A 26,896-nucleotide genomic window follows, 5' to 3' on the forward strand; every position below is an offset into this window, starting at 1 on the left:
AGTTCCCCGCGCCCCTTTGGGGCGCGGGGACGCACCCGCGCTTCAACAGCACCGGCCCGTTCAGCAGTCGGTGTCCGGCGCCCCCTCCGTCAGGTGGTACGGCGCCCGCTCGTCGAGGAGCAGCGGTACGAGGGCGCGCAGCGACTGGCGCAGCGGGACGTAGGCCCCGTCGCCGCTGCTGTCCGGCCGTGCCCGCACTCCGTGCAACGCCAGTTCGTCGGCCACCTCCGTGTACTGGTCCCCGGTGAGCCGATAGCCGCACGCCGGGTTCTCGATCACCTCGGCGGGTTCGGCCGGGTCGTTGTCCGCGCCGCCGAGGTAGACCGGGCCGGTGTCCCGGTATCCGGCCAGCCGGGCGGCGCCGGTGGCCGCGTCGACCTGGCGGCCCCGCTCTCCGGCGAAGCTGAACAGGCCTTTCAGGGCGTCGAGTTGGGAGTTCACCCGGCGCCGGTTGTTGTCCGGCTCCGGTGTCCCTTCGGTCAGCGATTCGACCCGGCTCTCGATCAGCAGCCCGACCGCGTGCTTCACACCGGACATGTTCCGCAGGATGCGTTCCTGGCCGTCCCCGGCGACCTGCCGGATCGGGTCACCGGTGACGGGGTCGGTCCAGATGCCGTACGTGCCGGTCGTGAAACCGGCGTTCCGGGCGGCCGGGCGCACGTACGTCTGCGAGAGGGTCTGTGCCTCGGTGTGTACGGCCGGGTCGGTGTTGAGGTTGCGCGGCCAGAGGTCGAACAGGTCCTTGTCGTAGTAGAGCGGCGTGGCCCCGTACTCGTGCAGGTCGTAGACCACGTCGGGCTTGCGGTCGCGGAGGACCGTCGCCATCGCCCGCGCCTCCGGCGTCCGCAGGGCCAGGTGGTCGCGGTTGATGTCGACACCGTCGCTGTTGCCACGGGTGTCGGCGGCCCGGCCGTCGGGGTTGGCGGTGGGGACGACGAGCAGGGTGGTGCGCGACAGGAACGCCTTCGTCCGCGCGTCCTTGGCGTACGCCAGGTCGCGGATCGTCGTGAGACAGGCCTCGCGGCCGGACGGCTCGTCGCCGTGCTGGCTGCAGATGAGCAGCACGGTACGGGTGGTGGGGCGTTCGCCGATGCGTACGAGTTGCAGCGGGCGGTTCTGTTCGGTGGTGCCGATGCGGGTGAGCGTCACGCGGCTGCTCGCCCGGTCGACGGCGGCGAGGAAGTCCTGTTCCTCGGGCTGACTGGTCCAGCGGGCACCGTTCGTCTGCTCGAAGCCGGTGCGCGGGGGCGTTGGTGCGGCCTCCGTCGCGTAGGCGGGGGCCGACAGCAGGGGTGCGGCGAGGGCGGCGGCGATCACCGCGGCCAGGCGCGGTTTCATGCGGCTCCCGGGATGCGGTGGGCGGCGCGCGGGTCGCGTACGCCGTCGAGGAGGGACGGGCTCGGGGTGGCCGCGACGGTACCCGCCGTGGCCCGCGCGAACGCGCCCGCACCGCCGACGAGGGGAACCCTGGCCGTCGTACGGGACAGGTCGAGCGTCAGGGTCGGGGTGGTCGACGGAGGGTCGATGAGGTCCCTGTCCGTGCCCGCGACGATCAGGGCGAGGCGGTGACCCGCCGGGATGACGTGGTCGCTCGCGTGCAGGTCGAGGGTGATCGTGTACGGCTTGCCCGGGGTGAGCGGGACGCCCTTCGTGGCCGAGGCGTGGTTGCCCAGGTCGGCCCAGCCCCGGCTGAAGATCGTGTAGTCGACGGGCGTCGTCTTCGCCTGCGTGGAGCGGAAGCAGGAGCTGTCGCCGGTGGTGCTCGGGCCCCAGCAGGTGCGGTCGGTGAGCGTGGTGATGCCTTCGGCACCGTCGGCGTAGTCCCGGATGGTGTCGGGGCCGAGGTCGACGAGGACGGCGGTCAGGTGGGCCGTCGAGGTACTCGGGGTGGCCGTCACGGTCACCGTGGACGAGCCGGACACGCGCAGGGCCTTGGTCAGCGGCTTGGTGGTGAAGCCAGCCTTGCCAGGTGTCGGGCTGTCGATCTGCGCGGACCAGTCGGTCTCGCTCAGGCTCGGGTCGTCGGTGAACTTAGCCGTGCCGGACTGCCTGCGCAGGCCCAGGGTGCCGACGCCGGGCTGTTCGCCGGTGCCGGGACGCAGGCTCACCGTGTGCGTGGCGCGGGGCGGCCAGACGGTCGAGGTGACCCACTGGTCGGGGTGGCGTTCGATGTCGGCCATGGGCTCGTCGTCGATGCCGTTGTCGTAGCCGAGGAGTTCGTGGTCGAACCAGCGGTGCAGGGTGTCGGCCCAGGTGGCGCGGCGGAAGTCGAAGGGGTCGACGTGGCCGGTCTGGGAGAGCCAGATCTTGCGCTCGACGCCGCGCTTCGCGAGGGCGTCCCACCACTGGCCGAAGTGCTTGGGGCGGACGTTGAGGTCCTGCTGACCGTGGATGACGAAGACGCTGGCCTTCACCTTCCGGGCGTCCTTCGCGTAGTCGCGCTCGGTCCAGAAGGACGTCCAGTCGCCGGTGCGCGGGGCTCCGGCGACGATCTTCTGCTGTACGGCGGCGCACTTGGCGCGGGCGGCCGGGCTCTCGACGTAGTCGGACAGCCATTCGGGGCCGGAGTCGTAGAGGGGGGCGCCCTTGGCGAAGTAGTAGTCGTACCAGGAGGAGATGGCGCTGATCGGGACGATCGTCTTCAGGCCTTTGACCCCGGTGGCGGCGACGCCGTTGGCGATCGTGCCGTCGTAGCTCTTGCCGATCATGCCCGTCCTGCCGTTGGTCCAGGTCGCCTTGGCGCGGCTGGTGCCCGTGCGGCTCGTGTAGCCCTTGGCGCGGCCGTTCAGCCAGTCGACGACGGCCTTCGCGGACTGGATGTCGGAGCGTCCGCCGACGTCGACGCAGCCGTCGGAGCGGTTGGTGCCTGCCAGGTCGACGCCGACGAAGGCGTAGCCCCGTGGCACGAAGTAGTTGTCGTAGAACAGCGGCATCTGGACAACGTTGCCGTTCGCGTCGTACGTCTTGCGCTGGCTCTCGTTGCCGCGTCCGCAGCAGGAGTAGTAGGGGCTGGCATCCATGATCACGGGTACCTTGCGGCCCTGCGCGGCGGGTTCGCGCGGCCGGACGATGTCGACGGCGACGCGGTCGCGCTTCCCGTCGCTGTCGCCGTCGAGTCCGGTGTCCACCCAGACGGCCTCGCGGATCGCGTTGTCGTAGGAGTAGACGGGTCTGCTCTCCCGTGGCTCACCTGGGGCGCTGTGGGCGACGGCCGGGGTGAGCAGGGCGGCCGTGAGGGCGACGGTGGCCGCCGTGGCGAGGGTTCTCCAGGCCGTGAGGCGCGTGCGTATCGGCATGCGCGGACGGTACATCGGTCAACTCCCGTACAGAAGAGGGCAGCTGAGAGGCGGGAGGGGATGGAGTTGCCATGTGGTGGCTGAGAACCGCCTGTGCGTGGGCGGTGCGTGGCGGCCGGATGGCAGAACTCCGTGTACGAGGGGCACTGAGTTCTGCCACCCACCCACCAACCAACCAACCCACCCGTTTCCGGTCCGATTGCCGGGTGCCCTCGAACTTCTCGATGCCGGACGGCATTTCCAGCCCGTCCGGCATCCGAGGAGAAGTCCCGTTCAGTGCCGCTTCTTTCCCACCCGCTCGCCCCCAACATCACTCCAGCCCAGGCATACCAGCCCGTCCGGCGTTTGAGGACAAGGCCCGTTCAGGGCCGTAGCGGGGGGTCTGGGGGCGCCGCCCCCAGAAAGGGGGCGGCAGAGAACCCTAGGCGCCCCCGAATCCCTCCCCCTTCGCCGCCTTCTCCACCAGCAGCGCCGGCGGAGCGAACCGCTCCCCGTACCGCTCGGCCAACTCACGCGCGCGGGCGACGAACCCCGGCAGGCCGCCCTCGTAGCCGTTGATGTACTGCAGGACACCCCCCGTCCAGCCCGGGAACCCGATCCCGAAGATCGAGCCGATGTTGGCGTCGGCGACCGATGTGAGCACGCCCTCCTCCAGCAGCCTCACCGTGTCCAGCGCCTCCGAGAACAGCATCCGTTCCTGCATGTCCTTGAAGGGGATCCGCGCACCCTCCGCACCCTCCGCACCGTCCGCGCTCCCCGCGCCCTCACGCGCGAAGTGCTCCCGCAGTCCCGGCCACAGCCCGGCCCGCCTGCCGTCCTCCCCGTACTCGTAGAAGCCTCCGCCCCCGCTCCGCCCGGTACGGCCGAACTCGTCCACCATGCGGTCGATCACCGCCTCGGCGGGATGCGTCACCCACGTGCCGCCCGCCTCCTCCACCGCCCGCCTGGACTCCGCCCGGATTTTGCGCGGCAGCGTCAGCGTGAGTTCGTCCATGAGGGACAGCACCTTCGCCGGGTAGCCGGCCTGCGCCGCAGCCTGTTCGACCGACGCGGGCTCGATGCCCTCGCCGACCATCGCCACGCCCTCGTTGATGAAGTGCCCGATGACCCGTGAGGTGAAGAAGCCGCGCGAGTCGTTGACGACGATCGGGGTCTTCCTGATCTGGCGGACCAGGTCGAAGGCCCGTGCCAGCGCCTCCTGCCCCGTCCGCTCGCCCTTGATGATCTCGACGAGCGGCATCTTGTCGACCGGCGAGAAGAAGTGCAGCCCGACGAAGTCGCCCTGGCGTTCGACGCCTTCGGCGAGGGCGGTGATGGGCAGCGTGGAGGTGTTGGAGCACAGCAGGGCGTCCGGTTCGACGAGGTGCTGGATCTCCTGGAACACCTTGTGCTTCAGGGCCGGGTCCTCGAAGACCGCCTCGATGACCGCGTCGCAGCCCGCCACGTCCTGCGGATCCGAGGTCGGCGTGATCCGGGCCAGCAGCTCGTCCGCCTTCTCCTGGGTCGTACGTCCCCGGGCGACGGCCTTCGCGCACAGCTTCTCGGAGTAGTTCTTGCCCCGGGCCGCCGCTTCGGCCGACACGTCCTTGAGGATCACGTCGATGCCCGCGCGGGCGCACGAGTAGGCGATGCCCGCCCCCATCATCCCGGCGCCGAGGACCGCCACCCTGCGGACGGGGCGCGGTTCGACGCCCTTGGGGCGGTTTGCGCCCGAGTTGACGGCCTGGAGGTCGAAGAAGAACGCCTGGATCATGTTCTTCGAGGTCTGCCCGGCGGCCAGTTCCACGAAGTAGCGGGCCTCGATGACCTGCGCAGTCTCGAAGTCGACCTGGGCGCCCTCGACGGCCGCCGCGAGGATGGCGCGCGGGGCCGGGTAGGGAGCGCCGTTCGTCTGCTTGCGCAGGTTGGCGGGGAAGGCGGGCAGGTTCGCGGCGAACCTGGGGCTGGCCGGGGTGCCGCCCGGGATGCGGTAGCCGGGCCTGTCCCAGGGCTGCCGCGACTCGGGGTTGGCGTCGATGAAGGCGCGGGCCTTGGCCATCAACTCGTCCCGGGTGTCGGCGACTTCGTCGATCAGTCCGTTCTTCAGGGCGCGCTGGGGGCTGTACTGGGTGCCCTGGAGCAGCACCTTCAGCAGCGCGTCGGCGATGCCCAGCAGGCGTACCGTACGGACGACCCCGCCGCCTCCGGGGAGCAGGCCGAGGGTGACCTCGGGACAGCCGATCTTCGTACCCGGCGCGTCGAGCGCGACCCGGTGGTGGCAGGCCAGCGCGAGCTCGTAACCGCCGCCGAGGGCCGCGCCGTTCATCGCCGCGACCACCGGCTTGCCCAGGGTCTCGATGCGGCGCAGGTCGCGCTTGATGGCGAGGCCGCCGTCGAAGAGTTCCTGGGCCGTGTCGGGGGTGACCCGGATCAGGTCGCGCAGGTCGCCGCCCGCGAAGAACGTCTTCTTGGCGGAGGTGAGGATGATGCCGCGGATCGTGTCCTTCTCGGCCTCCAGACGGTCGGTGACCACCGCGAGGGAGTCCCGGAACGCCTGGTTCATGGTGTTCGCGGACTGGGCCGGGTCGTCGAGGACGAGGGTGACGAGACCGGTGCGGTCCTGTTCCCAGCGGATGGTGGTGCTCTGTGTCATGACAGGGATCTCCGTAGAAGCTCAGAAGTCTCTTGGTGCCGCGGAAACCGCCGAGGTGAACGACGCGACCGGTTCGGCTGATTCCGCCGGGAGTTCAGATCCGTTCGACGATCGTCGCGATGCCCATGCCGCCGCCCACGCACAGTGTGGCCAGGCCGTACCGCTTGTCCTGGCGCTCCAGTTCGTCGATGAGCGTGCCGAGGATCATCGCGCCGGTGGCGCCCAGCGGGTGGCCGAGCGCGATGGCACCACCGTTGACGTTGATCCTGTCGAGGGGCAGGCCCATGTCCCGTGCGAAGCGCAGGACGACGGCCGCGAACGCCTCGTTGATCTCGACGAGGTCGATGTCGTCGATGGTCAGCCCGGCCTTGGCGAGCGCCTTGCGGGTGGCGGGCGCCGGACCGGTGAGCATGATGGTGGGCTCGGAGCCGGACACGGCGGCGGAGACGATCCGCGCGCGCGGACGCAGCCCGTAGCGCTCGCCGACCTCCCGGGAGCCGATGGCGACCAGCGAGGCGCCGTCCACTATGCCGGAGGAGTTGCCCGCGTGGTGGACGTGGTCGATCCGCTCGACCCAGTGGTACTTCTGGAGCGCCACGGCGTCGAAGCCGCCCAGGTCGCCGATGTCCGCGAACGACGGCTTCAGCCGGGCCAGGGAGTCGGCCGTGGTGCCGGGACGCGGGTGTTCGTCGTGGTCGAGGACGACGAGGCCGTTCCTGTCCTTCACCGGGACGAGGGACCGCTCGAAGCGGCCTTCCTTCGTCGCCGTCGCCGCCCGCTCCTGGGACAGGGCCGCGTACTCGTCGACGTCGCGCCGGGAGAAGCCCTCGACGGTGGCGATGAGGTCGGCGCCGATGCCCTGCGGCACGAAGTCGACAGCGAGGTTGGTCATCGGGTCGTTGAACCAGGCGCCGCCGTCCGAGCCCATCGGCACCCGGGACATCGACTCGACGCCGCCCGCGAGTACGAGGTCCTCCCAGCCCGAACGCACCTTGGCGGCGGCCATGTTGACAGCCTCCAGACCCGACGCGCAGAAGCGGTTCTCCTGGACGCCGGCCACGGTGTCCGGCAGTCCGGCGACGACTGCGGCGACCCGCGCGATGTCGGAACCCTGGTCGCCGACCGGTCCGACGACGCCCAGCACGATGTCGTCGATCGCGGCCGGGTCGAGGTCCGGGAAGCGGTTCCTGATCTCGTGGATGAGGCCGACGACGAGATCGACGGGCTTGGTTCCGTGCAGGGCTCCGCCCGCCTTGCCGCGTCCGCGCGGGGTGCGGATCGCGTCGTACACGTACGCTTCGGTGCTCACTGGTGGGCCTTTCGGGGTGGGATGGGGCGAGCGGGGCCGGCAGGGGGTCAGCCGCCGTCCCGCAGGAGTCGGGGCACGTCCCAGTCGCGCGCCACGTCCGCCGTGTCGGCGCCGGGCTGGGCGGGGCCGCTGTGGATCGACGTGTGGGTGACGGAGAAGCGGGGCGCGGGGGCGGGCTGGGTGATGCCGCCGTGGTCGGTGAAGGTGCCGCGGGCGGCCAGGTGCGGGTGGTGCGGGGCCTCGCGCAGCGAGAGGACGGGCGCCACGCAGGCGTCGGAACCCTCGAAGACGGCCGTCCACTCGTCCCTCGTACGGGTTCTGAAGCGGGCCGTGACGGCCTCGCGCAGGTCGTTCCAGCGGGTGATGTCCTTGCGGGCGCCGGAGTGCTCCGGGAGGCCGAGCAGGTCGAGGAACTCCTCGTAGAACTGCGGTTCCAGCGCACCGACCGCCATGTACCGGCCGTCGGCGGTCTCGTACGTCCCGTAGTACGGGCAGCCGCCGTCGAGGAGGTTGGCGCCGCGCCGGTCCTGCCAGCCGCCCGCCGCGAGCATGCCGTGGATCATCGTCGCGAGGTGGGCGGCGCCGTCGACGATCGCGGCGTCCACGACCTGGCCGATGCCTGTCGCGCGCGCGTGGTGGAGGGCGGCGAGGACGCCGACGACGAGGTACAGGGAGCCGCCCGCGTAGTCGCCGAGAAGGTTGGCCGGGGCGGGCGGCGGTTCGTGCGGGCTGCCGATCAGGCCGAGGGTGCCGGTCGGGGCGAGATAGGCGATGTCGTGCCCGGCGCGGCGGGCGAGCGGGCCCTCCTGGCCCCAGCCCGTCATCCGGCCGTAGACGAGCCTCGGGTTGCGGGCGTGGCAGGTCTCGGGGCCGATGCCGAGGCGCTCGGCGACGCCCGGGCGGTAGCCCTCGACCAGGATGTCGGCGCGGGCGGCCAGATCCAGGACGCGGGAGGGGCCGTCGGCCGCCTTCAGGTCGACGATCACCGACCGCTTGTTGCGGTTCGTCACGTCGTACTCGGGGTTGACGGCGAGGCCGCTGCCCCCGGGCCGGTCCACCCGGACCACGTCGGCACCCAGGTCGGCGAGGAGCATGGCGGCGAACGGGGCGGGCCCGATGCCCGCCAGTTCGAGCACCCGCACTCCGGCGAGCGGACCGCTTCCCGCAGTCCCCGCAACTGACATCGAGCCCCCACTCCCGTGACACGAACCCATGCGACACCAGCGATGCTAGGAACGCGTTCCGCTCCGCACAAGGTTTCACCGGTCGTTGATTAAGCAAGCGCTTGGCCAAGCCGCTTCGTTCCGGACAACGCCCGGCCGCGCGAGATCGATCCACCTCACGCTAGCCTCGACCACCGACAACGGCGCGGGATGCACAGCAAGGGGTGTCATGAGCAGGTCGAGCAGGGTGGAACGCCCGTACGACATCGTGCTGTTCGGAGCCACGGGCTTCGTCGGCACGCTCACCGCCGAATACCTCGCCGCGCACGCGCCCGAGGATCTGCGCTGGGCGGTCGCCGGCCGCGACGTGGACAAGCTGGAGCGGCTGCGCGAGCGCCTCGCGGGCATCGGAAAGGCCACCCAGGCCGGGGTGCTGACGGCGGACGTGTCCGATCCGGCCTCGATGCGCGCTCTCGCCGGGCACGCGCGCGTGCTGGCCACCACGGTCGGCCCCTATCTGAGGTACGGCGAGGAACTGGTCGCCGCCTGCGCGGAAGCAGGCACCGACTACCTCGACCTCAGCGGTGAGCCCGAGTTCGTCGACCTGATGTACGTCCGGCACGACACGCGCGCGCGGGAGACCGGCGCCCGGCTGGTGCACGCCTGCGGTTTCGACTCGATCCCGCACGACCTGGGCGCGTACTTCACCGTCGCGCAGCTGCCCGAGGGGGTGCCGCTGACCGTGGACGGGTTCGTGCGCGCCGAGGCGATGTTCTCGGGCGGCACCTTCGCCTCGGCGCTCAACCAGTTCTCCCGGGGACCGCAGATGCTGGCCGCCGCACGTGACCGCCGACGGCACGAGCCGCGGCTGCTCGGCCGCCGGGCGACCGCGCCCTCGGGCGCACCCCGGTACGCCGGGGAGGTCGGTGCCTGGGCGCTGCCGCTGCCCACCATCGACCCGCAGGTCGTGGCGCGCTCGGCACGCGCGCTGGAACGGTACGGCCCCGATTTCCGTTACCGCCACTACGCGGCGGTACGGGGGCTGCCCTTCGCGGTGGGCGGGGTCGCCGCGGCCGGTGCGGTGTTCGCGGCGTCCCAGCTGCCGCCCGCGCGGCGCTGGCTGTCCGGGCGACTGCAGCCGGGGGACGGGCCGAGCGCGGAGCGGCGCGCGAAGAGCTGGTTCTCGGTGCGGTTCGTGGGTGAGGGCGGCGGACAGCGGGTGTTCACGGAGGTCGCGGGCGGCGACCCCGGCTACGACGAGACGGCGAAGATGTTCGCCGAGTCGGCACTCTCCCTGGCCTTCGACGACCTGCCTGCGACGGCAGGTCAGGTCACCACCGCCGTGGCGATGGGCGACGCGCTGATCGAACGCCTGAGCAAGGCGGACATCACCTTCCGGGTCGCGGCCAGCAGGTGACCGGCCCGGCCGTCAGAGCTCAGGATGGGGCTTCCGAGGGCCTACTGGGCCCAGCCGGTGACCGTGTAGATCATGCCGACGATCCAGGCGAGTCCCGCCAGTACGGCGACGATCAGTGCGGCCGTGACGGCCCGCTCGACGGGCTGGGCGGGGCTGGCGACGGGCTTCGGGGCTCGGTGCGTGGTCATGGGCACAGCCTGCCGACAGCCCGGGCCCGCCGACATCCGTATAAGTACTCAGAACACATACTCAGATGATCACTCGATCACCTGACTGCCTGAACGCCTCGGACAGTCAGCCGCCGTCAGGCGGTCGCTTCCTTCAGCGCCCGTCTGCACAGGGCGTCCGCCCGGCGGGTCGTCTCTGGGAGGCGGTACGCCGGGGTGAGCGCGAGAGTGTGGGCGCAGGCCGCGTCGAGGGACGTGCGGTGGCCGACCGAGACGAACACCGGCTTGACCGCGTCCCGGGTACGCAGGGCGCGGCCGACCTCCTCGGCGCCCGCCAGGAGCGGTGACGCCGATCCACGCCGGGCTCCCGGCTCGTCGTAGGCGAAGGTGAACGGGTTCTTCGCGACGCCGATCGTGGGGAGGCCGGTGAGGACGCCGAGGTGGCTGGCGAGGCCGAAGCGGCGCGGGTGGGCCAGTCCGTAGCCGTCGCAGACGACGAGGCCGGGCGGGACGGGCAGCGCGTCCAGGACGGCCAGGACGGCGGGGATCTCGCGGAACGCGAGCAGGCCGGGCACGTACGGGAAGGGGACCCGCCCGGCGGCCGTGGCCTCAGCGACGACGGAGAGGCTCGCCGCGTCCAGGACTACCGCGGCGGCCACGACGAGGTCCCGCTCGTCGTCGTACGCGACATCGACGCCCGTGACATGTCCGGTCCCGGGCGGCGGGCCGGGCTCGTCCAGCACCACCCGCATCCGCAGCTCGTCCTGGACCGCGCGGGCCCGTTCCTCGGTCGTGGGCCAGCCCGCCGGGAGGGATACGGTCGTTGTCTTCATCTCCATGGTGACGACGAGCGTACGAGCCGGCCCTGGGTCACTTGTCGCCGAGGGCCTTCTTCAGCTGCGCCTTGTTCATGCCCGAGCGGCCGTTCACATTCCGCTTCTTGGCCTCCTCGTACAGCTGGTCGTACGTGGGCCCCTGGGCGCCCTTGTGCGAGCGCTGTCCGCCGCGCTTGGCGGACGACATGTCCTGGGTGGACGTACGGCTGGCTGTCTTGGACTCGCCGGACCGGGCGCGTTCCTTGTTGACGGTCCGCGCGGCGATCTCCTCGGCGCGCTTCTCGCTCTCGCCCCGGTCCAGCACACTGTCCTTGATGTGCTCGTACTGGCGTTCCCGCTTGGGACTCGCACCACGTGGCATGACCGTTCACTCCCTCGGCTCGCACTGCCCTCTCGTGCCGTCTCGGTGAACGGGTACCCGTGCCTCAGGATTCGAGCCGTGCCACCCGGCCCTTCTCCCCGGAGGCCCAGCAGCCCAGGTCGGGGGTGCAGTCCACGGTGTCGTACGAGCCCGTGTCGACGGTCTTCCAGGTACGCCCGGCGTCCGTGGTGAGGTCGGTGCCGGTCGGGCCGACCGCGAGTGCGGCCGTGCGGCTGTACGGGAGCCAGGCGACGCCCGAGCGGTAGGCGGGCGGCGGCGTGGTCGCCGTCGTCCAGGTGCGACCGCCGTTCGCGGTGACCGCCCCCGCGCGCGGGGAGGCCTGGTCGGCGCGGTAGTCGCCGCCGACGGCCAGTCCGTGCGCGCGGTCGCGGAAGGCGAGCGCGAAGACACCGCGGGCCGGGTCGCCCGCCGGTATCGGTGTGTCGGTGGCCGTCCAGGTCAGGCCTCGGTCGACCGAGTGCAGCACACGCGCGCGTGCACCCCCGCCCGTGGCCAGCCACACGTCACGCGGCCCCGAACTCACCAGGCACTGTCCGCTCGCCGCGAAGCCCGCCTCACCCTCCAGCGCGGCCGGCATGCCGGCACTGGGCAGCACCGTCCAGGAGCGTCCGCCGTCGCTGGTGGAGAGGATGCGGAACTTTCCGTCCACCGGGTCGCTCATCGCGAGGCCGTGGCGGCTGTCGAAGAAGGTGAGGCAGTCGTAGAAGGCCCGGGCGTCGGTGTTGCGGAAGGACTCGCTCCAGGTCTCGCCACCGTCGTCGGTCCGGTAGACACGGGAGGCTTCTCCCTCACCGATGGCCAGGACCACGGCGCGCCGCGCGTCGAACGCCTCGATGTCCCGGAACTGGAGCTCGGCCGCACCCGACGGAGAGACGTTTCGCCAGCTCGTTCCGCCGTCGGTGGTGCGCAGGACGGTCCCCTGGGTGCCGGCGACCCAGGCGGTGCCCCGGCTGACGGCGGACAGTCCGCGGAAGCGGACGTCGGTGGTGCCGCTGTCCTTCAACGCCCAGTGCGGCGCCCGGTGCCCGGCTCCGGACGCGGCGCCCGTCCCCTCGGACGCCTGCGCGGGTACGGCCAGTCCGGCGGCCACGGCGGCGAGCGCAGCCGCATACGTGCCTGCCATCACCATTCGCCTCGTCCGACTCGTACGCCTGTTCTGTCGCTGCATTCCCATGATCCTCATGGCGGGCGAACGTAGCAGTGAATGAACTCGGTGACAGAGGTCACTAGAAAATCAGGTGCACTGATTGGCTCGTTCCAGCGTCTCTCTCAGTGTGCGGACCGTTCCATCCCGGAGTCCGGCCAACCGTCACAAGGGAGCAAGGCGTTGTTCACCGTCATCGAGCAGCTCGTAGATGCCCGTCTCGTCGCCGCCGCACCGCGGATGACGAGCATTCCCGCAACGCTCACCTACGACCGGAGCGACCCGTTCGCGGTCCGGATGACCTTCCCCGCGCCGGCCACGCTGGAGGGCGTGGAGGTCTGCTGGACCTTCGCCCGCGAGCTCCTCTCCGACGGCATGCGGGAGCCGCAGGGCCACGGCGACGTACGCGTGCGGCCGTACGGCTACGACCGTACGGTGCTGGAGTTCCACGCCCCCGAAGGAACCGCGGTCGTGCATGTCCGCTCCGGCGAGCTGCGGCACTTCCTGGCGGCCACCGTCGAGCTGGTGCCCGTCGGCCTGGAGCATCTCCAGACCGACCTGGACCGCGACCTCGCGGAGCTGATGCGCGACGCCCTGTGACAGCCCCTGCCCCCGTTTAATGCTTTGACAGCCTGAAACGCCTCTTCCTACGCTTGCCGCGGTCCTGTTGCCGTCGAATTGGAGAAGGACGTTGCTCTACTGAGGTCCTGAGACACCGCGCTGCACACCCTCCAGTGGTGTGTGTGCGTAGCGTGCGACCTCGGTGTTCGAGCCGTCCGTGCCTCCCTCCGGAGCAGGGCTTTTCTCGTGCCATCAGGACTCACCCGCCGCCCGTCGGTGTCTCGACACGCGTTTGCCCCGACCGACTCAAGCAACCGCGAGGCCACATGTCAGCCACCACTTCCGTCGCCGTCACCTCCCTGTCCTTCGCCTGGCCCGACGGCACCGCCGTCTTCGACGGTCTCGACGTCGCCGTCGGCCCCGGCCGCACCGGGCTCGTCGGCGTCAACGGGGCAGGGAAATCAACCCTGTTGAAGCTCATCGCCGGGCAACTGCGGCCCGCCGACGGCACCGTCCGTGTCGCGGGCGACGTCGGCTACCTCCCGCAGACCGTCATCCTCGACACCGCGCTGCGCGTCGAGGAGGTGCTCGGCATCTCCGCCCAACGGGCCGCGCTGCACGCCATCGAGGCGGGTGACGTGGCCGAGGGGCACTTCGAGACGATCGGCGACGACTGGGACGTCGAGGAACGCGCCCTGGTCACGCTCGGCGAACTCGGCCTCGGCCACATCGACTTGGACCGCACGGTCGGCGAGGTCTCGGGCGGCGAGGCAGTCCTACTGCGGCTGGCCGCGCTACTGCTGGACCGCCCGGACGTCCTCCTGCTGGACGAGCCGACCAACAACCTGGACCTGTACGCACGCCGACGGCTCTACACGGCCGTCTCCTCCTGGCCCGGGGTGATGATCGTCGTCAGCCACGACCGCGAACTCCTGGACCTGGTCGACCAGATCGCCGACCTGCGTTCCGGGGAGGTCACCTGGTACGGCGGCAACTTCTCCGCGTACGAGGATGCGCTCGCCACCGAACAGGAGGCGGCCGAGCGCATGGTGCGCGTGGCCGAGGCCGACCTGAAGAAGCAGAAGCGTGAACTGGCCGACGCGCAGATCAAGTTGGCCCGCCGCAAGAAGTACGGACAGAAGATGTTCGAGCAGAAGCGCGAGCCGAAGATCGTCATGGGGGCGCGCAAACGGTCCGCCCAGGAGTCGGCGGGCAAGCACCGCATCATGCACGAGGAGCGGCTCGCCGGAGCCAGGGAGCGGCTCGACGAGGCGGTGGACGCCGTACGGGACGACGACGAGATCCGCGTCGACCTGCCGTACACGGCCGTACCGCCCGGGCGTACCGTACTCACGCTCCTGGACCTGGAGTTGGCGTACGGAGCGAGCGCGGGCTCCTTCGATCTGCGCGGACCCGAGCGGGTAGCGCTGATCGGGCGCAACGGGTCGGGCAAGACGACCCTGCTGCGGACGATCGCCGGGGAACTGGCCCCGGTCTCCGGGGAGACGAAGACGCACGTACCGCTGCGTTTCCTGCCCCAGCGGCTCGATGTTCTCGACGACGAACTGACCGTTGCGGAGAACGTGGCCCGGTTCGCGCCTGGCGCCACGAACAACCGGGTCCGCGCCCGGCTGGCCCGCTTCCTGTTCCGGGGCGCTCGCGCCGACCAGCCGGCGGCGACCCTGTCGGGCGGCGAACGGTTCCGCGCCGCCCTGGCCGCCCTGATGCTGGCGGAGCCCGCGCCCCAGCTCCTGATGCTGGACGAGCCGACCAACAACCTGGACATGGCGAGCGCGCGACAGCTCACGACGGCCCTGGATTCGTACGAGGGAGCGCTGATCGTCGCCAGCCACGACGTGCCGTTCCTGGAGTCGATCGGGATCACCCGGTGGCTGCTGCTGGACGGGGAGCTGACGGAGATCGATCCGGAGGAGGTGGGGTGATCGGCAGAGGGCTCCCGGCCCCCGTCCGACCTCCGGGGCTTTTGTCCGCACAGTCCCACCCTGCATGATGTGCGCGGACACCCCCTTCCGATACGGAGTTCCCCTCGTGCCCAGCAAGAAGGCCCTGATACGCCGCCCGAGCCCGCGCCTGGCCGAGGGCCTCGTCACGCACATCGAGCGCGAGAAGATCGACGCCGACCTCGCCGGCCGGCAGTGGGAGGCGTACGCGGAGGCGCTGCGCACGCACGGCTGGGAGACGGTCGAGGTGGATCCGGCGGACGACTGCCCGGACTCGGTGTTCGTCGAGGACGCGGTGGTCGTCTACCGGAACGTCGCGCTGATCGCACGGCCCGGCGCCGAGTCCCGGCGCGACGAGACCGGCGGTGTCGAGGAGGCTGTGGCCCGCCTCGGCTGCTCGGTGAACTGGGTCTGGGAGCCGGGCACGCTGGAGGGCGGTGACGTCCTCAAGGTCGGCGACACCATCTACGTCGGGCGGGGCGGGCGGACCAACGCCGCCGGGGTGCAGCAGCTCAGGGCCGTGTTCGAACCGCTCGGCGCCCGGGTCGTCGCCGTGCCGGTGAGCAAGGTGCTGCATCTGAAGTCGGCGGTCACCGCGCTGCCCGACGGGACCGTCATCGGGTACGCACCCCTGGTGGACACCCCGTCCCTCTTCCCGCGCTTCCTGCCGGTACCGGAGGAGTCCGGGTCGCACGTCGTGGTGCTGGACGGCGGAAAACTGCTCATCGCGTCGAGCGCGCCGAAGACGGCCGAACTGCTCGCCGATCTCGGGCACGAGCCGGTGGTCGTCGACATCAGCGAGTTCGAGAAGCTCGAAGGCTGTGTGACATGCCTCTCGGTCCGTCTGCGGGAGCTGTACATCTAGCCGGGCGATCGGGGTACTCGTTCGGCGCCGGACCTGCGAGTCTGGAGCCTTACCGGGTTTTCTGGGGACAAACCCGCTGATCAGCGATCTTTACCACGCCCTTAACTTACGGTGGCGTAACCTACGGGAACGTAGCCTACGATGCCGTAGGTTGGCTGAAGGCAGTCCGCTCACCCGCTCGCAACGTCATTCTGGAGCATTCATGACGATCACTTCCCCGCACCTCGGCAGCCCGTCCAGCGAATGGACCGACGCTCGGCTGCTGTACGCCCTGGAAGAAGTGGTCGAGACCGAACTCAACCGTCACCTGAAGGTCGCCAAGGACTGGATGCCGCACGAGTACGTGCCGTGGAGCGACGCCCGCAACTTCCCCGGCATCTTCGAGGACGGCGAGGCCTGGGGCAAGGAGCAGTCCAAGGTCACCGAGCTCGGCCGGATCGCCCTGGTCGTCAACCTCCTCACCGAGGACAACCTCCCCAGCTACCACCACGAGATCGCCAGCCTGTTCGGCCGCGACGGCGCCTGGGGCACCTGGGTGCACCGCTGGACCGCGGAGGAGGGCCGGCACGGCATCGTGATGCGCGACTACCTGCTCGCCTCCCGCGCGGTCGACCCGGACAAGCTCGAAGAGTTCCGTATGCAGCACATGGCCGAGGGCTTCGAGTCGGACAACAGGCACTCGATGCTGCACTCGGTGGCGTACGTCGCCTTCCAGGAGCTGGCCACCCGTGTCTCGCACCGCAACACCGGCCACCAGTCCGGCGACCCGGTCTGCGACCGCATGCTGGCCCGGATCGCGACCGACGAGAACCTGCACATGGTCTTCTACCGGAACCTGCTGAAGGCCGCGTTCGAACTCGCGCCCGACCTGACCATGCAGGCGGTACGGGACGTGATCGTCAACTTCCGGATGCCCGGTCACGGCATGCCCGGCTTCGAGCGGGCCGCCGCGCAGATGGCGATCGGCGAGGTCTACAACATGCGCATCCACCACGACGACGTGCTCCAGCCCGTCCTGCGCCACCTGAAGGTCATGGACATGGGCGACCTGGGCCCCGAGGGTCTGCAGGCCCAGGAGGAACTGGGCATGTTCATGGGTGGCCTGGACTCGGAAGCCTCCAAGTTCGACGTGAAGCTCGCGGCCCGCAAGGCCCGCATGGCGGCCCGCGCCGCCGGCTGACCCACCCCGGAACACCTGTCACTCGTACGCCGTCACCTCGTCCAGCGCCGCGTCCCGCACGTCGGCCACGGGGTGGCGGCGCAGTGCTGTCAGCTCCTCGCGCCAAGGCACGGCCGAGCTCGTCCGGCTGCCCAGGGCTCCGGTGACGGCGACCGCGAGGTCACGTCCGTACGACCCGCGTTCCTCCACGTCCGCCAACACCGGCCTCAGCGGCCTGAACCCCCGCGTGCAGACGGTGAGTTCGCGCATGCGCTGCGGATACGGAAGCGGGTCGAGAGGGTCCAGCGGACTGTCGATTTGCTGGTGCGGGGAGGTCAGTGCGAGGTGCGCGAGGTGCGTCGGAGGTCGAGTCGCTCCTTCTCGGAGAGGCCGCCCCAGACGCCGAACCGTTCGTCGTTGCTGAGTGCGTACTCCAGGCAGGCGGGGCGCATCTCGCACATCCCGCAGATGCGCTTCGCCTCGCGCACCGAGCTGCCCGGCTCGGGAAAGAAGAAGTCGGCCCCGGTCTCCGCGCAAAGGGCCTGCGCCTGCCAGGCGCTGTCCATCGGGGTGATCGTCTCGTAGTGCATGCACGAGATCGTGCCGGGTGGTGAAAAACGTTCGCTCAACGTCCGATCAACGGCGTCTTCCGGACCCGCTCGCCGAACGGCCCGGGCGTCTCACCGGTCCGCCCGATGATGCTCCCGCCGGCCGCGCGAGCGCACGGCGGCGCGCGGAGCCTTCTGGAACAACCCGCGTCCTCCTCTTCACCCAGGGTGGCCACAGCCGGTGGCCGGGTCCGCGGAAGCACTCCGGCAGCGATTGTCAGTGGGCGGTGCAAGACTCGGCACAACAGGCAACGGGTCCCTCCCAGAGGGCGGGGCCCACAGAGGAGGGCAATGATGCTCACCACCCGTTTCGTGACCGGCGCTCCGAACTGGATCGATCTCGGCACCCCGGACATCGAGGGTGCCACGTCCTTCTACCGGGCGCTCTTCGGCTGGGACTTCCGGTCGGCGGGCCCCGAAGGCGGCGGATACGGCTTCTTCCAACTGGGCGGGCAGACCGTCGCGGGCGGCATGCAGAGCGGCGAGGGCCAGGGACCGCCGTCCTGGACGGTGTCCTTCCAGACCCCGGACGTCGACGCCACCGCCAAAGCCGCCGAGCAGGCCGGGGGCGGCATCCCGGCGCCGCCCATGGATGTCATGGACGCGGGCCGGATGGCCATCCTCACCGACACCACCGGCGCCGTCTTCGGCCTCTGGCAGCCCGGCCGCATCAAGGGCCTCGACATCGCCGGCGAGACCGGCTCCCTGTGCTGGGTCGAGCTCTACACGACGGACGTCCCCAAGGTCGCCGCGTTCTACGGCGCGGTGCTGGGCCTGGAGACCTCGGCGGTGCCGTTCCCGGGTGGCTCGTACACGTGCGTGAACCCGGCGGGTGCCGGGGACGACGGGATGTTCGGCGGCGTCGTCGACGTGGACGAAGACCCGACGGGCATCGAGACCACTCCGTACTGGCTGCCGTACTTCGAGGTCGACGACACCGACGCGACGGTCGCCGCGGCCCAGGAGCACGGCGGCCAGGTCCGGATGCCGGCCACGGACATCGAGGGCGTCGGCCGCGTCGCACGGCTCAGCGACCCGTACGGTGCACGTTTCGCGGTGATCAAGAGCGCGCCGGCCCAGATGTAGGCAGGGGCCCGGTAGGTGCCCCGAAGGGGCGCGGGGCCCTGCCAGTGTGCGGCTCCGCCGCTTGGGCGCGCCCAGCCCCCACCAGCCCACGGCGGATGAACCGCCTACCCTGCGGAGCGCCTGCGCGGAGCGTTACGCCGAGGCCCGGCGGACCAGTGTCGTCGGCAGGACCAGGCCGGACGGCGCGCCCGCCGGGCCGGGGCTGCCCGAGGGGTCGAGGTCGCTCAGCAACAGGCGGGCCATCAGCCTGCCCATCTCCTCGATGTCCTGGCGGACCGTGGTGAGCGGCGGGTCGGTCTGTTCGGCGACCGGCAGCATGTCGTCGAAGCCGACCACGGCGACGTCCTCGGGCACACGCCGTCCGCGTTCGCGCAGGACGCGGAGGGCGCCCGAGGCGGTGAGGTCGTTGGCGGCGAACACGGCGTCCAGGTCCGGGCACCGGTCCAGGAGTTCACGCATCGCGCGTTCCCCGCCCGCCGGGGTGAAATCGCTCTCGGCGATCAGTCGCGGGTCGGCGGCGGGCATGACGTCCCGGAACCCGTCGAGCCGGTCCGCCGCCGAGGTCTGGTCGAGGGGGCCCGTGATGTGCGCGATCCGCGTCCGCCCCAGGGCGACTAGGTGCCGTACGGCCGCCCGGGCACCGCCCCGGTTGTCGCTGTCGACGTACACGGCGTCGCGGTTGCCGTCGCTCCAGCCGGGTCGGCCGCCGAACACGGTGGGCACGCCGGCGCGCTGGACCAGGCCGGGCAGCGGGTCGTCGAGGTGCAGGGAGAAGACGAGGGCGCCGTCGACATGGCCGCCGGCGAGATACCTGCCGACGCGGGAGTGGTCGTCACGCCCCTCGGTGAGCAGCAGCACGAGTTGGGAGTCGTGGGCGGTCAACTCCTTACTGATTCCCCGGAGTTGCAGAGCGAAGAAGGGGTCGGCGAAGACCCGGGTCTCCGGTTCGGCGATGACGACGGCGATGGCGTCGTGCCGTTTCGTCACCAGTGAGCGGGCCGCCTGGTTGGGTACGTACCCGAGTTCCTCGACGGCCTGCCTGACCCGTTCGACGAGGGGTTCACGCACGCCGTCCCCGCCGTTCACGACGCGTGACGCGGTGGCCCGGGAGACCCCCGCCCGCGCGGCCACGGCCTCCAGGGTGGGACGCGACGCGGTCTCGGTCACTTCGGGGCTCCTCATCGGCGGTTGCCGATCAGGATAGTCCCGGCCAGGCACCGATGAGAGCGCTCTCGGATCTGGTCAGTGCTCGTGCGACAGCTGCGTCTCCCCCGCCCTACCCGCCTTCCCCGCAGCACCGTGGGGCTCGTAGCCGGGAATCGTCCCGTCCGTCTTCCGCACCAGGAACAGACCCGCCATCCCCATGTCCGAGTGGCTCTGCACATGGCAGTGGTACATCCACGCGCCCGCCCCGACCCCCTCCCCCGCGATCACCTGGAAACCGAAGGAGTCCGCCGGGCCCACAATCTTGTTGTCGACGACCTGACTGGGGTCGTCGGGGCCGGTGAGCAGGCCGGTGCGGTTGTCCGCCCAGCGGTGACCGTGCATATGGAAGGTGTGGTAGTACTCGCCGTGCGTGATCATCACGAACTCGACCCGGTCCCCCACCGTGGCCTCGAAGTCGGGGCTCTGATGGCCGGGCCTGTTGTTGATCGTCATGTCGTTGAAGACGATCGTGTACGTGGTGTCCGGGAGGATGTCTCCCTTGCGCCGGACGATCACCGGGCCGTAGAGGCCCTTGCGGATACCGCCGGTGCCGTGTTCGGTGCCGACGACATGGTCGTGGTAGTGCCAGTAGCCCGCGCTGCCCGCCCGCCAGGTGCCGTCGGCGCGGCGACCCGGGGCGTGCGTGCGCCAGGTGTAGGTGCGGGTGCCGCCGGGTTCGACGTCGCTGTGGCTCAGTTTCGTGCCGTCGCTGGAGATCTCGTAGTCCAGTCCGTGGACGTGCAGGCTCACGGCCACGTCTGTCGTGTTCTCCAGGGTGATGTGTGCCGTGTCGCCCTCGTTCAGCTCGATCAGCGGGCCGGGAACCGACGCCGTGCCCTTCGTGAAGCCGTAGCCCATCCGTCCGTCGGCGAGTCGCTCGGCGTACAACTGGAGGTGCCGCACCTCGCCGTCGGCCGGGGCCGTCCTTGCGAGTGCGGCGGTCGCGCTGCCGGCCTCCGGGGCGACCGACAACGATGTCGCGACGGCCGCGCCGCCCAGCAGCACCCGCCGGTTGAAGTCACGTCTGTCCATGGCGAACTCCCCACCCTGGTACGGAAGATGCGCAGCGGGAAAGAAGGGAACCGGTGAGACGGTAGCGGCACGGGCCCCGTTTATCCACACTCAGGACAAAGTTTGTGCGATCCCGGCCGTGCCTCTTGGCGAGTCATCAAAAGAGGTCTAGCTTCCTCTGCGTTTGCTGTGACCGAGGAGGGGTGGGTGACCACATGCGGTTCACATCGCATCAAGAGTCCATGCGGTTGAGGGAGTTGAGCGCGAGAAGCAGAGGCGGCGGCAGGAGCGGACGGAGCCGGGCCTGGGCGGCCACCATCGCCGCCGGAGTCGTCACCGCCGGGCTGCTGTCGGGGCCTGCCGCGAGCGCGCGGCCGGCTCCCGATCCGTCCGTGACAACGATGTCCGTCAAGTCGCCGCCCGGCGGCAGTGGTGTACGCGTCCTGGTCTTCCACGGTTCGGCGGCGGCCGGGGACGAGTCGCCGGTAGTCAACGCCGGGATCGAGGCGATCGAGCGGATCGGGCTGTCCGGTCCGGTGGAACAGCGCTTCGAGGTCGAGGCGACGGACGACGCCGCCGTGTTCACGGACGGGTCCCGGCTCGGGACCTTCAACGCGATCGTCTTCCTGACCGGCGGCGGCGACGTCCTCGACCCGGACCAGGAGGCCGGGCTGGAGACGTACATGGAGGCCGGCGGCGGCTTCGTCGGCATCCATGATGCGGCCCGGGCGGAACCGTACTCCGACTGGTTCACCGGTCTGGTGGGCGCCCGACCGGCGGCCACCAGCCCAACGGCCGTACAGCGCGCCACCGTTGAGGTCGGTGACCGGCGGCATCCGGCCACCAAGGACCTGCCGGCGCAGTGGAAGCGGCCGGACCAGTGGCCGAACTGGACGAAGAACCCCTCAGGCGATGTGCACACCGTGGCCCGGGTGCGCGAGTCGACGTACAAACCCGGTGCGAGTGCCAACGGCTGGGACCATCCGGTGAGTTGGTGCCGTGACTACGACGGCGGACGCTCTTTCTACACCGGCATGGGCGGCACGGTGTCGTCGTACGACGAGGCGGACTTCCGCACCCATCTGCGCGGGGCGCTGCTGTGGACGACCCGGCTGGCACAGGCCGACTGCAAGGCCACCATCAACGCCGGTTACAAGGCGGAGCGGCTGACGCAGCCCAACCAGCCCGGGCAGAGCGACCAGATCGGTGAGCCGCACGGGCTGGTGACCGCGCCCGACGGGCGGGTGTTCTACATCGGCCGGGGTGGCGCCGACTCCGCCCAGCCGGTGGTCACCGACTGGAACAACCCGGCCATCGGCAAGGGCAGGGGCCAGATCCACGTCTACGACCCGAGGACCAGGAAGGTCACCCTGGCGGGCGAGTTGACGGTCTTCGGCAACAAGGGCGGCGGGGACGAGCTGATCAAGGTCGAGGAGGGGCTGCTCGGCATCGAGCTCGATCCGTCCTTCGAGCGCAACGGCTGGGTGTATCTCCACTACACGCCCCACTCGCGGATCAACCGTGACACCAGGATGGCCGAACGCTACGTCTCCCGCTTCACGCTCGACCTCGCCACCAACCGGCTCGACCTGAACAGCGAGAAGGTGCTGCTCAAGTGGCCCGTGCAGATCCACAGTTGCTGTCACTCGGGCGGCGGGATGGCCTGGGACTCCAAGGGCAACCTGTACATCGCCACCGGTGACAACAACTCCAGCCAGTTCAGCGACGGTTACTCCGGCAACAACCCCCAACCCGCCTACAAGGGCGTGTCGTTCGCCGACGCCCGGCGCACGGCCGGCAACACCAACAACCTCAACGGCAAGATCCTGCGCATCCACCCGGAGTCCGACGGCACGTACACCCTCCCCACGGGCAACCTCTTCACGGGCCGGGAGACCGACGAGGGCGGCGGCAAGACGCGCGGTGAGATCTACGTGATGGGGGTCAGGAACCCGGCCCGCATCTCCGTCGACAAGGCGACCGACACTCTTTACGCGGGCTGGGTCGGACCGGACGCGAGCGCGCCCTCGACGACCTGGGGTCCCGCGAAGTACGACACGTTCGCCGCCATCACCCGTGCGGGCAACCGGGGTTGGCCGTACTGCATGGGCAACAAGCAACCCTATCGGGACCGCAATCTGCCCGATCCGTCGAAGCCGCTGGGCTGGTACGACTGCGACCACCCGAAGAACGAGTCGCCGAACAACGACGGTCTGGTCAACCTGCCGCCCATCACCGGCAACAACATCTGGTACTCGCCCCAGGGCGGCGGCCCCGACTTCCCGCGCGACGCGAACGGCGTCCCGTCCTACAAGGAGTCGGAGAGCACGTATCTGCTGCCGTGGCTGAAGGGCGGCGGCCAGGCCGCGATGAACGGTCCGGTGTACCGCTACGACGCGGCGAACGCGAGCACGACCAAGTGGCCGGCCTACTGGGACGGCAAGTGGTTCGTGGGCGACTTCTACGACGGCGACCAGCCGCGCAACGCGGTACTGACCGACCCGAAGAACCAGGGCGACGGCGGACTACCCGTCCACTCCGAGTCGCTGAAGAAGATCGTGCCGATCGGGAACGACGGCATCAAGAACCTCATGGACTGGAAGTTCGGCCCCGACGGCTCGCTCTACGTCCTCGACTACGGCCGGGGCTTCTTCACCTCCGACGCCAAGTCGGCGCTGTGGCGGATCACTTACACCGGCGGCGGCCCGACACCCGCGGTCGGCGACCTCGTGAGGGGAGCGGAGTAGTGCGAACAGTGCGCAGACGCAGGCAGCTCTGGACGGCCCTGTTGGCGTCCCTGTTCATGGTCCTCGGGCTCACGTCGGTGGCAGGGGCGCGCAGCGCCGCCGAGCCCGGCGCCGCCGAGTCGGCCGCCGCTCAGGTCCTCACCTGGACGGCGGGCGACGACATCACCAAGTACGCCTCCGTACCGGCCACGGCGGTGGCGGGCGCGACGACGATCGCCTTCGAGAACAGTGCGGCGACCGGCAACACCATGGGAATGCCGCACACGTTGACGTTCGACGTCTCGGACCCGGAGTACAACAACGATGTCCCGCTGAACATCCTCGCCAACCCGAACGACGACCAGGGCGGCCGGCACACCGCCGAGGTCACGCTCACTCCCGGTCGCTATCGCTACTTCTGCACGATCCCCGGCCACGGCCAGATGCAGGGCATCCTCGTGGTGACCGATGGCGGCGGCTCCGACACGACGGCACCGGTGACCTCGGCGAACGTCACCGGTGCACGGAACTCGCAGGGCCAGTACGTCGGTTCGGCGAGTGTGGCGATCGGCGCGAGCGACGAGGGCTCCGGCGTCGACCGGGTCGAGTACGCGATCGGCTCCGACGGCGCCTGGCAGCCGTACACCACGCCGGTCGTGATCGACCAGGTCGGCAGCCATACGGTGCGCTACCGGGCGTTCGACAAGGCGGGCAACGCCGCCGCCGAGAAGAGCGTCACGTTCACGGTGGCCGCGCCGCCGACGGACGACACGGCGCCGCCGGAGACCTCGGCGACGGTGAGCGGCGCGCGGAACGCGGACGGGGCGTATCTCGACATGGCGACGATCACCGTCTCCGCGTCGGACACCGGGTCCGGGGTCAACACGGTCGAGTACGCGGTGAACAACGGGAGTTGGCAGGCGTACGCCGGGCCGGTGATGGTGCACCAGGTCGGCAGTCACAGCGTCCGCTACCGGGCCACCGACAAGGCGGGCAACGCCGCCGCCGAGAAGAGCGTCGCCTTCACCGTCGTGGCCCAGCCGTCCGAGGACACCACCCCGCCCGTGACCGGGGTGACCGTCGAGGGCACCCGGAACGCGAACGGCGCCTACGTCAACAGCGCCAAGGTGACCGTCAGCGCGACGGACCACGGCGGCTCGGGTGTCGCCTCGGTCGAGTACTCGCTCGACGGTGGGCCCTACCTGGCGTACACCGCACCGGTGGTGGTCGACCGGGCGGGCGCGCACTCCGTGACGTATCGGGCGAGCGACAAGGCGGGCAACACCAGCGACGCCCGTTCGGTGAGCCTCACAGTCGTGGCGGGCGGCGGGGTTCCGGCGCCCAACTGCCCGGAGTACGACGAGCGGTTGACGGTGATCGTCGGCACGGTCGACTCAGGGGTGGCCAACCGGGTCACCAACAGCCGTTGCCGGATAGGTGAGTTGATCGAGGACGAGCGGGAGTGGACGTCCCACGCCCTGTTCCTCAAGCACGTACGCACCGTCCTCGACCGGCTCGTCAAGGACGGTGCCGTCGACGAACGGGAGGACACGGCGATCGAGGCGGCGGCCCGCGCCTCCGGAATCGGCAGGCCGGGCCAGACCGAGGGCTACCGCACGATCCTCGACGGCACACCCGCGTCGTTCGCCAAGTGGCAGCAGGTGGGCGGCGGTTCGTTCGCGCTGAACGGCGACGGGTCGCTCACCAGCGGCACCACGGTCGAGGGTCTGGGCATGCTGTGGTTCCCGGAACGGAAGTACGGCGACTTCTCGCTGAAGCTCCAGTGGCGGGACGACGCACCGGGCACGGGCAACGCCAACTCCGGTGTTTTCGTGCGCTTCCCGTGGGTCCACGGTCACCCGGAGGAGGCCAGGCCGGAGTGGGCCGCCATCAAGTACGGGCACGAAATACAGGTCTTCGATCGGCCCGACGGCGACATGTACAAGACGGGCTCGGTCTACGGCTTCGACCGGGTGGGGCTCGCCGGGGCGGGCGTCACGCAGAAGGGCACCTGGAACGACTATGAGGTCAGGGTGGTCGACCAGCACTACTCGGTGTTCCGCAACGGCGTGCTGATCAACGAGTTCGACAACACCGGTGGCCAGGACTTCACCCCGCCGCGCTCGGACGACCCGGGCACGGACGGACGGCGGTTCGCGTCGGGGTACGTCGGCCTCCAGGTGCACGGCACTTCCGATGTGGTCTCGTACCGGGACATCCGGATAAAGGAACTGTCCTGACCAGCGGGGTCACCTCCCGTCCGGTGGCGTAGCCGCGCCGAACGGAAGGTGGCCCCGCCGGCTTGCTCAAGTCACTCCTTGCGGGCCCGACTTGGCTGTACGCGCTTGGGCTCGCCCGGCATCTTCGGGTACTCCGGGGGATACGGCAGGTCACCGAGTCCGTGCTCGTGTTCGTCGCGGGTGGCGAGTTCGAGGAGGGCGTCGAGGGAGAAGGCGTGGTCGTCCATGTCCGCGTGGACGTCGCCGAGTCGAGCGAACCGGCCGGGCATGGTCGCGAGGTCGAAGTCGCGGGGCCGCGCGTCGCCGACCTCCTCCCACTTCAGCGGCGCCGAGACGGGAGCGTGCGGGTGGGGCCGTACGGAGTAGGCGGACGCGATGGTGCGATCTCGTGCGGTCTGGTTGTAGTCGACGAAGATCCGCTCCCCGCGTTCCTCCTTCCACCACCTGGTGGTCACCTGCTCCGGCATCCGCCGCTCCAGTTCCCGCCCGACGGCGATCGCCGCCCGCCGCACCTGCGTGAACGTCCAGCGCGGTTCGATCGGCACGAAGACATGCAGCCCTCGCCCGCCGGAGGTCTTGGGCCAGCCGCGCAGACCGCCGAACTCGTCGAGCACGGCGCGCAGTTCATGCGCGGCGCGCACCGCGTCGACGTAGTCCGTACCGGGCTGCGGGTCGAGGTCGATGCGCAGTTCGTCGGGGTGGTCCACGTCGGCGCGGCGCACCGGCCAGGGATGGAAGGTGAGGGTGCCGAACTGGGCAGCCCACAGTACGGCGGCGACCTCGGTCGGGCACATCTCGTCGGCGCTGCGACCGCTGGGAAAGGTGATGTGGGCGGTGGGAATCCAGTCGGGCATGTTCTTGGGCGCCCGCTTCTGGAAGAAGTTCTCGCCGGCCACCCCGTCCGGATAGCGCTCCAGGGTGGTAGGCCGGTCACGCAGTGCCCGAAGGATGCCGGGGCCCACAGCGAGGTAGTACTGGGCGAGGTCGAGCTTGGTGAACCCACGCTCCGGAAAGAAGACCTTGCTCGGACTGGACAGCCGCACGCTCCGACCGAACGCTTCCAGCTCCACTGCTTCACCCATGCGAGCCACGGTAGGCGTCCCGCGCACAGCTCGCACACCGGGCGA

23 protein-coding genes are annotated in these 26,896 nt (G+C 70.4%); 8 read left to right on the plus strand and 15 right to left on the minus strand.

All coding sequences use genetic code 11. The annotated features are described in order from the left end of the window. Window positions 1-60 precede the first annotated feature (60 nt). The 5 genes from G3I56_RS20195 to G3I56_RS20215 all read right to left on the minus strand — a co-directional run bounded on the left by G3I56_RS20195 (window position 61) and on the right by G3I56_RS20215 (window position 8,421). Window positions 61-1,338, minus strand: a complete 1,278-nt coding sequence (locus G3I56_RS20195; protein WP_164410819.1) for a M14 family metallocarboxypeptidase — start codon at window positions 1,336-1,338, stop codon at window positions 61-63. After that, window positions 1,335-3,296 carry a Xaa-Pro dipeptidyl-peptidase gene (locus G3I56_RS20200; RefSeq protein WP_164410821.1) on the minus strand — a complete coding sequence of 654 codons (1,962 nt, stop codon included), beginning with the start codon at window positions 3,294-3,296 and terminating at the stop codon, window positions 1,335-1,337. The genes G3I56_RS20195 and G3I56_RS20200 overlap by 4 nt, the downstream gene beginning before the upstream one ends. Before the next feature lie 421 nt (window positions 3,297-3,717). Continuing rightward, window positions 3,718-5,928, minus strand: a complete 2,211-nt coding sequence (locus tag G3I56_RS20205; RefSeq protein WP_164410823.1) for a 3-hydroxyacyl-CoA dehydrogenase NAD-binding domain-containing protein — start codon at window positions 5,926-5,928, stop codon at window positions 3,718-3,720. Window positions 5,929-6,022: 94 nt separating this feature from the next. Then, window positions 6,023-7,237, minus strand: a complete 1,215-nt coding sequence (locus tag G3I56_RS20210) for an acetyl-CoA C-acetyltransferase (protein WP_164410825.1) — start codon at window positions 7,235-7,237, stop codon at window positions 6,023-6,025. 47 nt (window positions 7,238-7,284) lie between these two features. Further along, window positions 7,285-8,421 (minus strand): CaiB/BaiF CoA-transferase family protein, encoded by a 1,137-nt coding sequence (locus G3I56_RS20215; protein WP_164410827.1) that lies wholly within the window; start codon window positions 8,419-8,421, stop codon window positions 7,285-7,287. A 208-nt stretch (window positions 8,422-8,629) separates the two neighbouring features. On the opposite strand from G3I56_RS20215, the gene G3I56_RS20220 reads away from it, so the two are divergent. Then, a complete protein-coding gene (locus G3I56_RS20220) occupies window positions 8,630-9,817 on the plus strand; it encodes a saccharopine dehydrogenase NADP-binding domain-containing protein (RefSeq protein WP_164410829.1) in 1,188 nt (395 codons plus the stop codon). 41 nt (window positions 9,818-9,858) lie between these two features. On the opposite strand, the gene G3I56_RS43235 is transcribed toward G3I56_RS20220, so the two are convergent. The 4 genes from G3I56_RS43235 to G3I56_RS20235 form a co-directional block, all read right to left on the minus strand. Then, the gene (locus G3I56_RS43235; protein ID WP_203690270.1) at window positions 9,859-10,005 is read right to left on the minus strand and encodes a hypothetical protein; all 147 of its coding nucleotides are present in this window, start codon (window positions 10,003-10,005) and stop codon (window positions 9,859-9,861) included. 116 nt (window positions 10,006-10,121) lie between these two features. Beyond that, window positions 10,122-10,817, minus strand: a complete 696-nt coding sequence (locus G3I56_RS20225; protein WP_164410994.1) for an endonuclease V — start codon at window positions 10,815-10,817, stop codon at window positions 10,122-10,124. 37 nt (window positions 10,818-10,854) lie between these two features. Beyond that, on the minus strand, window positions 10,855-11,181 hold the full coding sequence (locus tag G3I56_RS20230; protein ID WP_164410831.1) for a plasmid stabilization protein: 327 nt from the start codon (window positions 11,179-11,181) through the stop codon (window positions 10,855-10,857). 64 nt (window positions 11,182-11,245) lie between these two features. After that, window positions 11,246-12,331 carry an oxidoreductase gene (locus tag G3I56_RS20235; RefSeq protein WP_164410996.1) on the minus strand — a complete coding sequence of 362 codons (1,086 nt, stop codon included), beginning with the start codon at window positions 12,329-12,331 and terminating at the stop codon, window positions 11,246-11,248. A gap of 198 nt (window positions 12,332-12,529) precedes the next feature. On the opposite strand from G3I56_RS20235, the gene G3I56_RS20240 reads away from it, so the two are divergent. From G3I56_RS20240 to G3I56_RS20255, 4 genes are all read left to right on the plus strand, one after another. After that, window positions 12,530-12,946 carry an SsgA family sporulation/cell division regulator gene (locus G3I56_RS20240; protein ID WP_164410833.1) on the plus strand — a complete coding sequence of 139 codons (417 nt, stop codon included), beginning with the start codon at window positions 12,530-12,532 and terminating at the stop codon, window positions 12,944-12,946. Between the two features lie 287 nt (window positions 12,947-13,233). Continuing rightward, on the plus strand, window positions 13,234-14,850 hold the full coding sequence (locus G3I56_RS20245) for an ABC-F family ATP-binding cassette domain-containing protein (RefSeq protein ID WP_164410835.1): 1,617 nt from the start codon (window positions 13,234-13,236) through the stop codon (window positions 14,848-14,850). Window positions 14,851-14,956: 106 nt separating this feature from the next. Continuing rightward, window positions 14,957-15,733: a dimethylargininase gene (gene ddaH / locus G3I56_RS20250; RefSeq protein ID WP_164410837.1), complete on the plus strand. Its 777-nt coding sequence runs from the start codon at window positions 14,957-14,959 to the stop codon at window positions 15,731-15,733. A 202-nt stretch (window positions 15,734-15,935) separates the two neighbouring features. Then, window positions 15,936-16,913, plus strand: coding sequence for an acyl-ACP desaturase (locus G3I56_RS20255; protein ID WP_164410839.1), 978 nt, complete (start codon window positions 15,936-15,938; stop codon window positions 16,911-16,913). 18 nt (window positions 16,914-16,931) lie between these two features. Here G3I56_RS20255 and G3I56_RS20260 read toward each other — a convergent pair whose 3' ends face one another. Then, entirely contained in the window at window positions 16,932-17,162 is a 231-nt protein-coding gene (locus G3I56_RS20260; protein ID WP_239134993.1) for a hypothetical protein, read from the minus strand. A gap of 65 nt (window positions 17,163-17,227) precedes the next feature. After that, on the minus strand, window positions 17,228-17,482 hold the full coding sequence (locus G3I56_RS20265; protein ID WP_164410841.1) for a WhiB family transcriptional regulator: 255 nt from the start codon (window positions 17,480-17,482) through the stop codon (window positions 17,228-17,230). Window positions 17,483-17,794: 312 nt separating this feature from the next. Here G3I56_RS20265 and G3I56_RS20270 point away from each other — a divergent pair, with 312 nt between their 5' ends. Then, complete coding sequence (locus G3I56_RS20270) at window positions 17,795-18,586, plus strand: VOC family protein (RefSeq protein WP_164411000.1); 792 nt, start codon at window positions 17,795-17,797, stop codon at window positions 18,584-18,586. 132 nt (window positions 18,587-18,718) lie between these two features. Here G3I56_RS20270 and G3I56_RS20275 read toward each other — a convergent pair whose 3' ends face one another. The 3 genes from G3I56_RS20275 to G3I56_RS43960 form a co-directional block, all read right to left on the minus strand. Continuing rightward, complete coding sequence (locus G3I56_RS20275; RefSeq protein WP_164410843.1) at window positions 18,719-19,753, minus strand: LacI family DNA-binding transcriptional regulator; 1,035 nt, start codon at window positions 19,751-19,753, stop codon at window positions 18,719-18,721. A 75-nt stretch (window positions 19,754-19,828) separates the two neighbouring features. Then, a complete protein-coding gene (locus tag G3I56_RS20280; protein ID WP_164410845.1) occupies window positions 19,829-20,824 on the minus strand; it encodes a multicopper oxidase domain-containing protein in 996 nt (331 codons plus the stop codon). Window positions 20,825-21,035: 211 nt separating this feature from the next. Continuing rightward, window positions 21,036-21,215 (minus strand): hypothetical protein, encoded by a 180-nt coding sequence (locus tag G3I56_RS43960; protein ID WP_239134994.1) that lies wholly within the window; start codon window positions 21,213-21,215, stop codon window positions 21,036-21,038. Between G3I56_RS43960 and G3I56_RS20285 the strand changes: the two genes are divergently transcribed. After that, complete coding sequence (locus tag G3I56_RS20285; RefSeq protein ID WP_239134995.1) at window positions 21,205-23,550, plus strand: ThuA domain-containing protein; 2,346 nt, start codon at window positions 21,205-21,207, stop codon at window positions 23,548-23,550. The two genes, G3I56_RS43960 and G3I56_RS20285, sit on opposite strands and share 11 nt — an antisense overlap. A 56-nt stretch (window positions 23,551-23,606) precedes the next feature. After that, a complete protein-coding gene (locus G3I56_RS20290; RefSeq protein ID WP_164411004.1) occupies window positions 23,607-25,769 on the plus strand; it encodes a family 16 glycoside hydrolase in 2,163 nt (720 codons plus the stop codon). Window positions 25,770-25,840: 71 nt separating this feature from the next. Here G3I56_RS20290 and ligD read toward each other — a convergent pair whose 3' ends face one another. After that, on the minus strand, window positions 25,841-26,851 hold the full coding sequence (gene ligD / locus G3I56_RS20295) for a non-homologous end-joining DNA ligase (protein ID WP_164410847.1): 1,011 nt from the start codon (window positions 26,849-26,851) through the stop codon (window positions 25,841-25,843). Between the last annotated feature and the right edge of the window lie 45 nt (window positions 26,852-26,896).

This window comes from Streptomyces sp. SID12488 (assembly GCF_010548275.1).
Classification (GTDB): Bacteria; Actinomycetota; Actinomycetes; order Streptomycetales; family Streptomycetaceae; genus Streptomyces.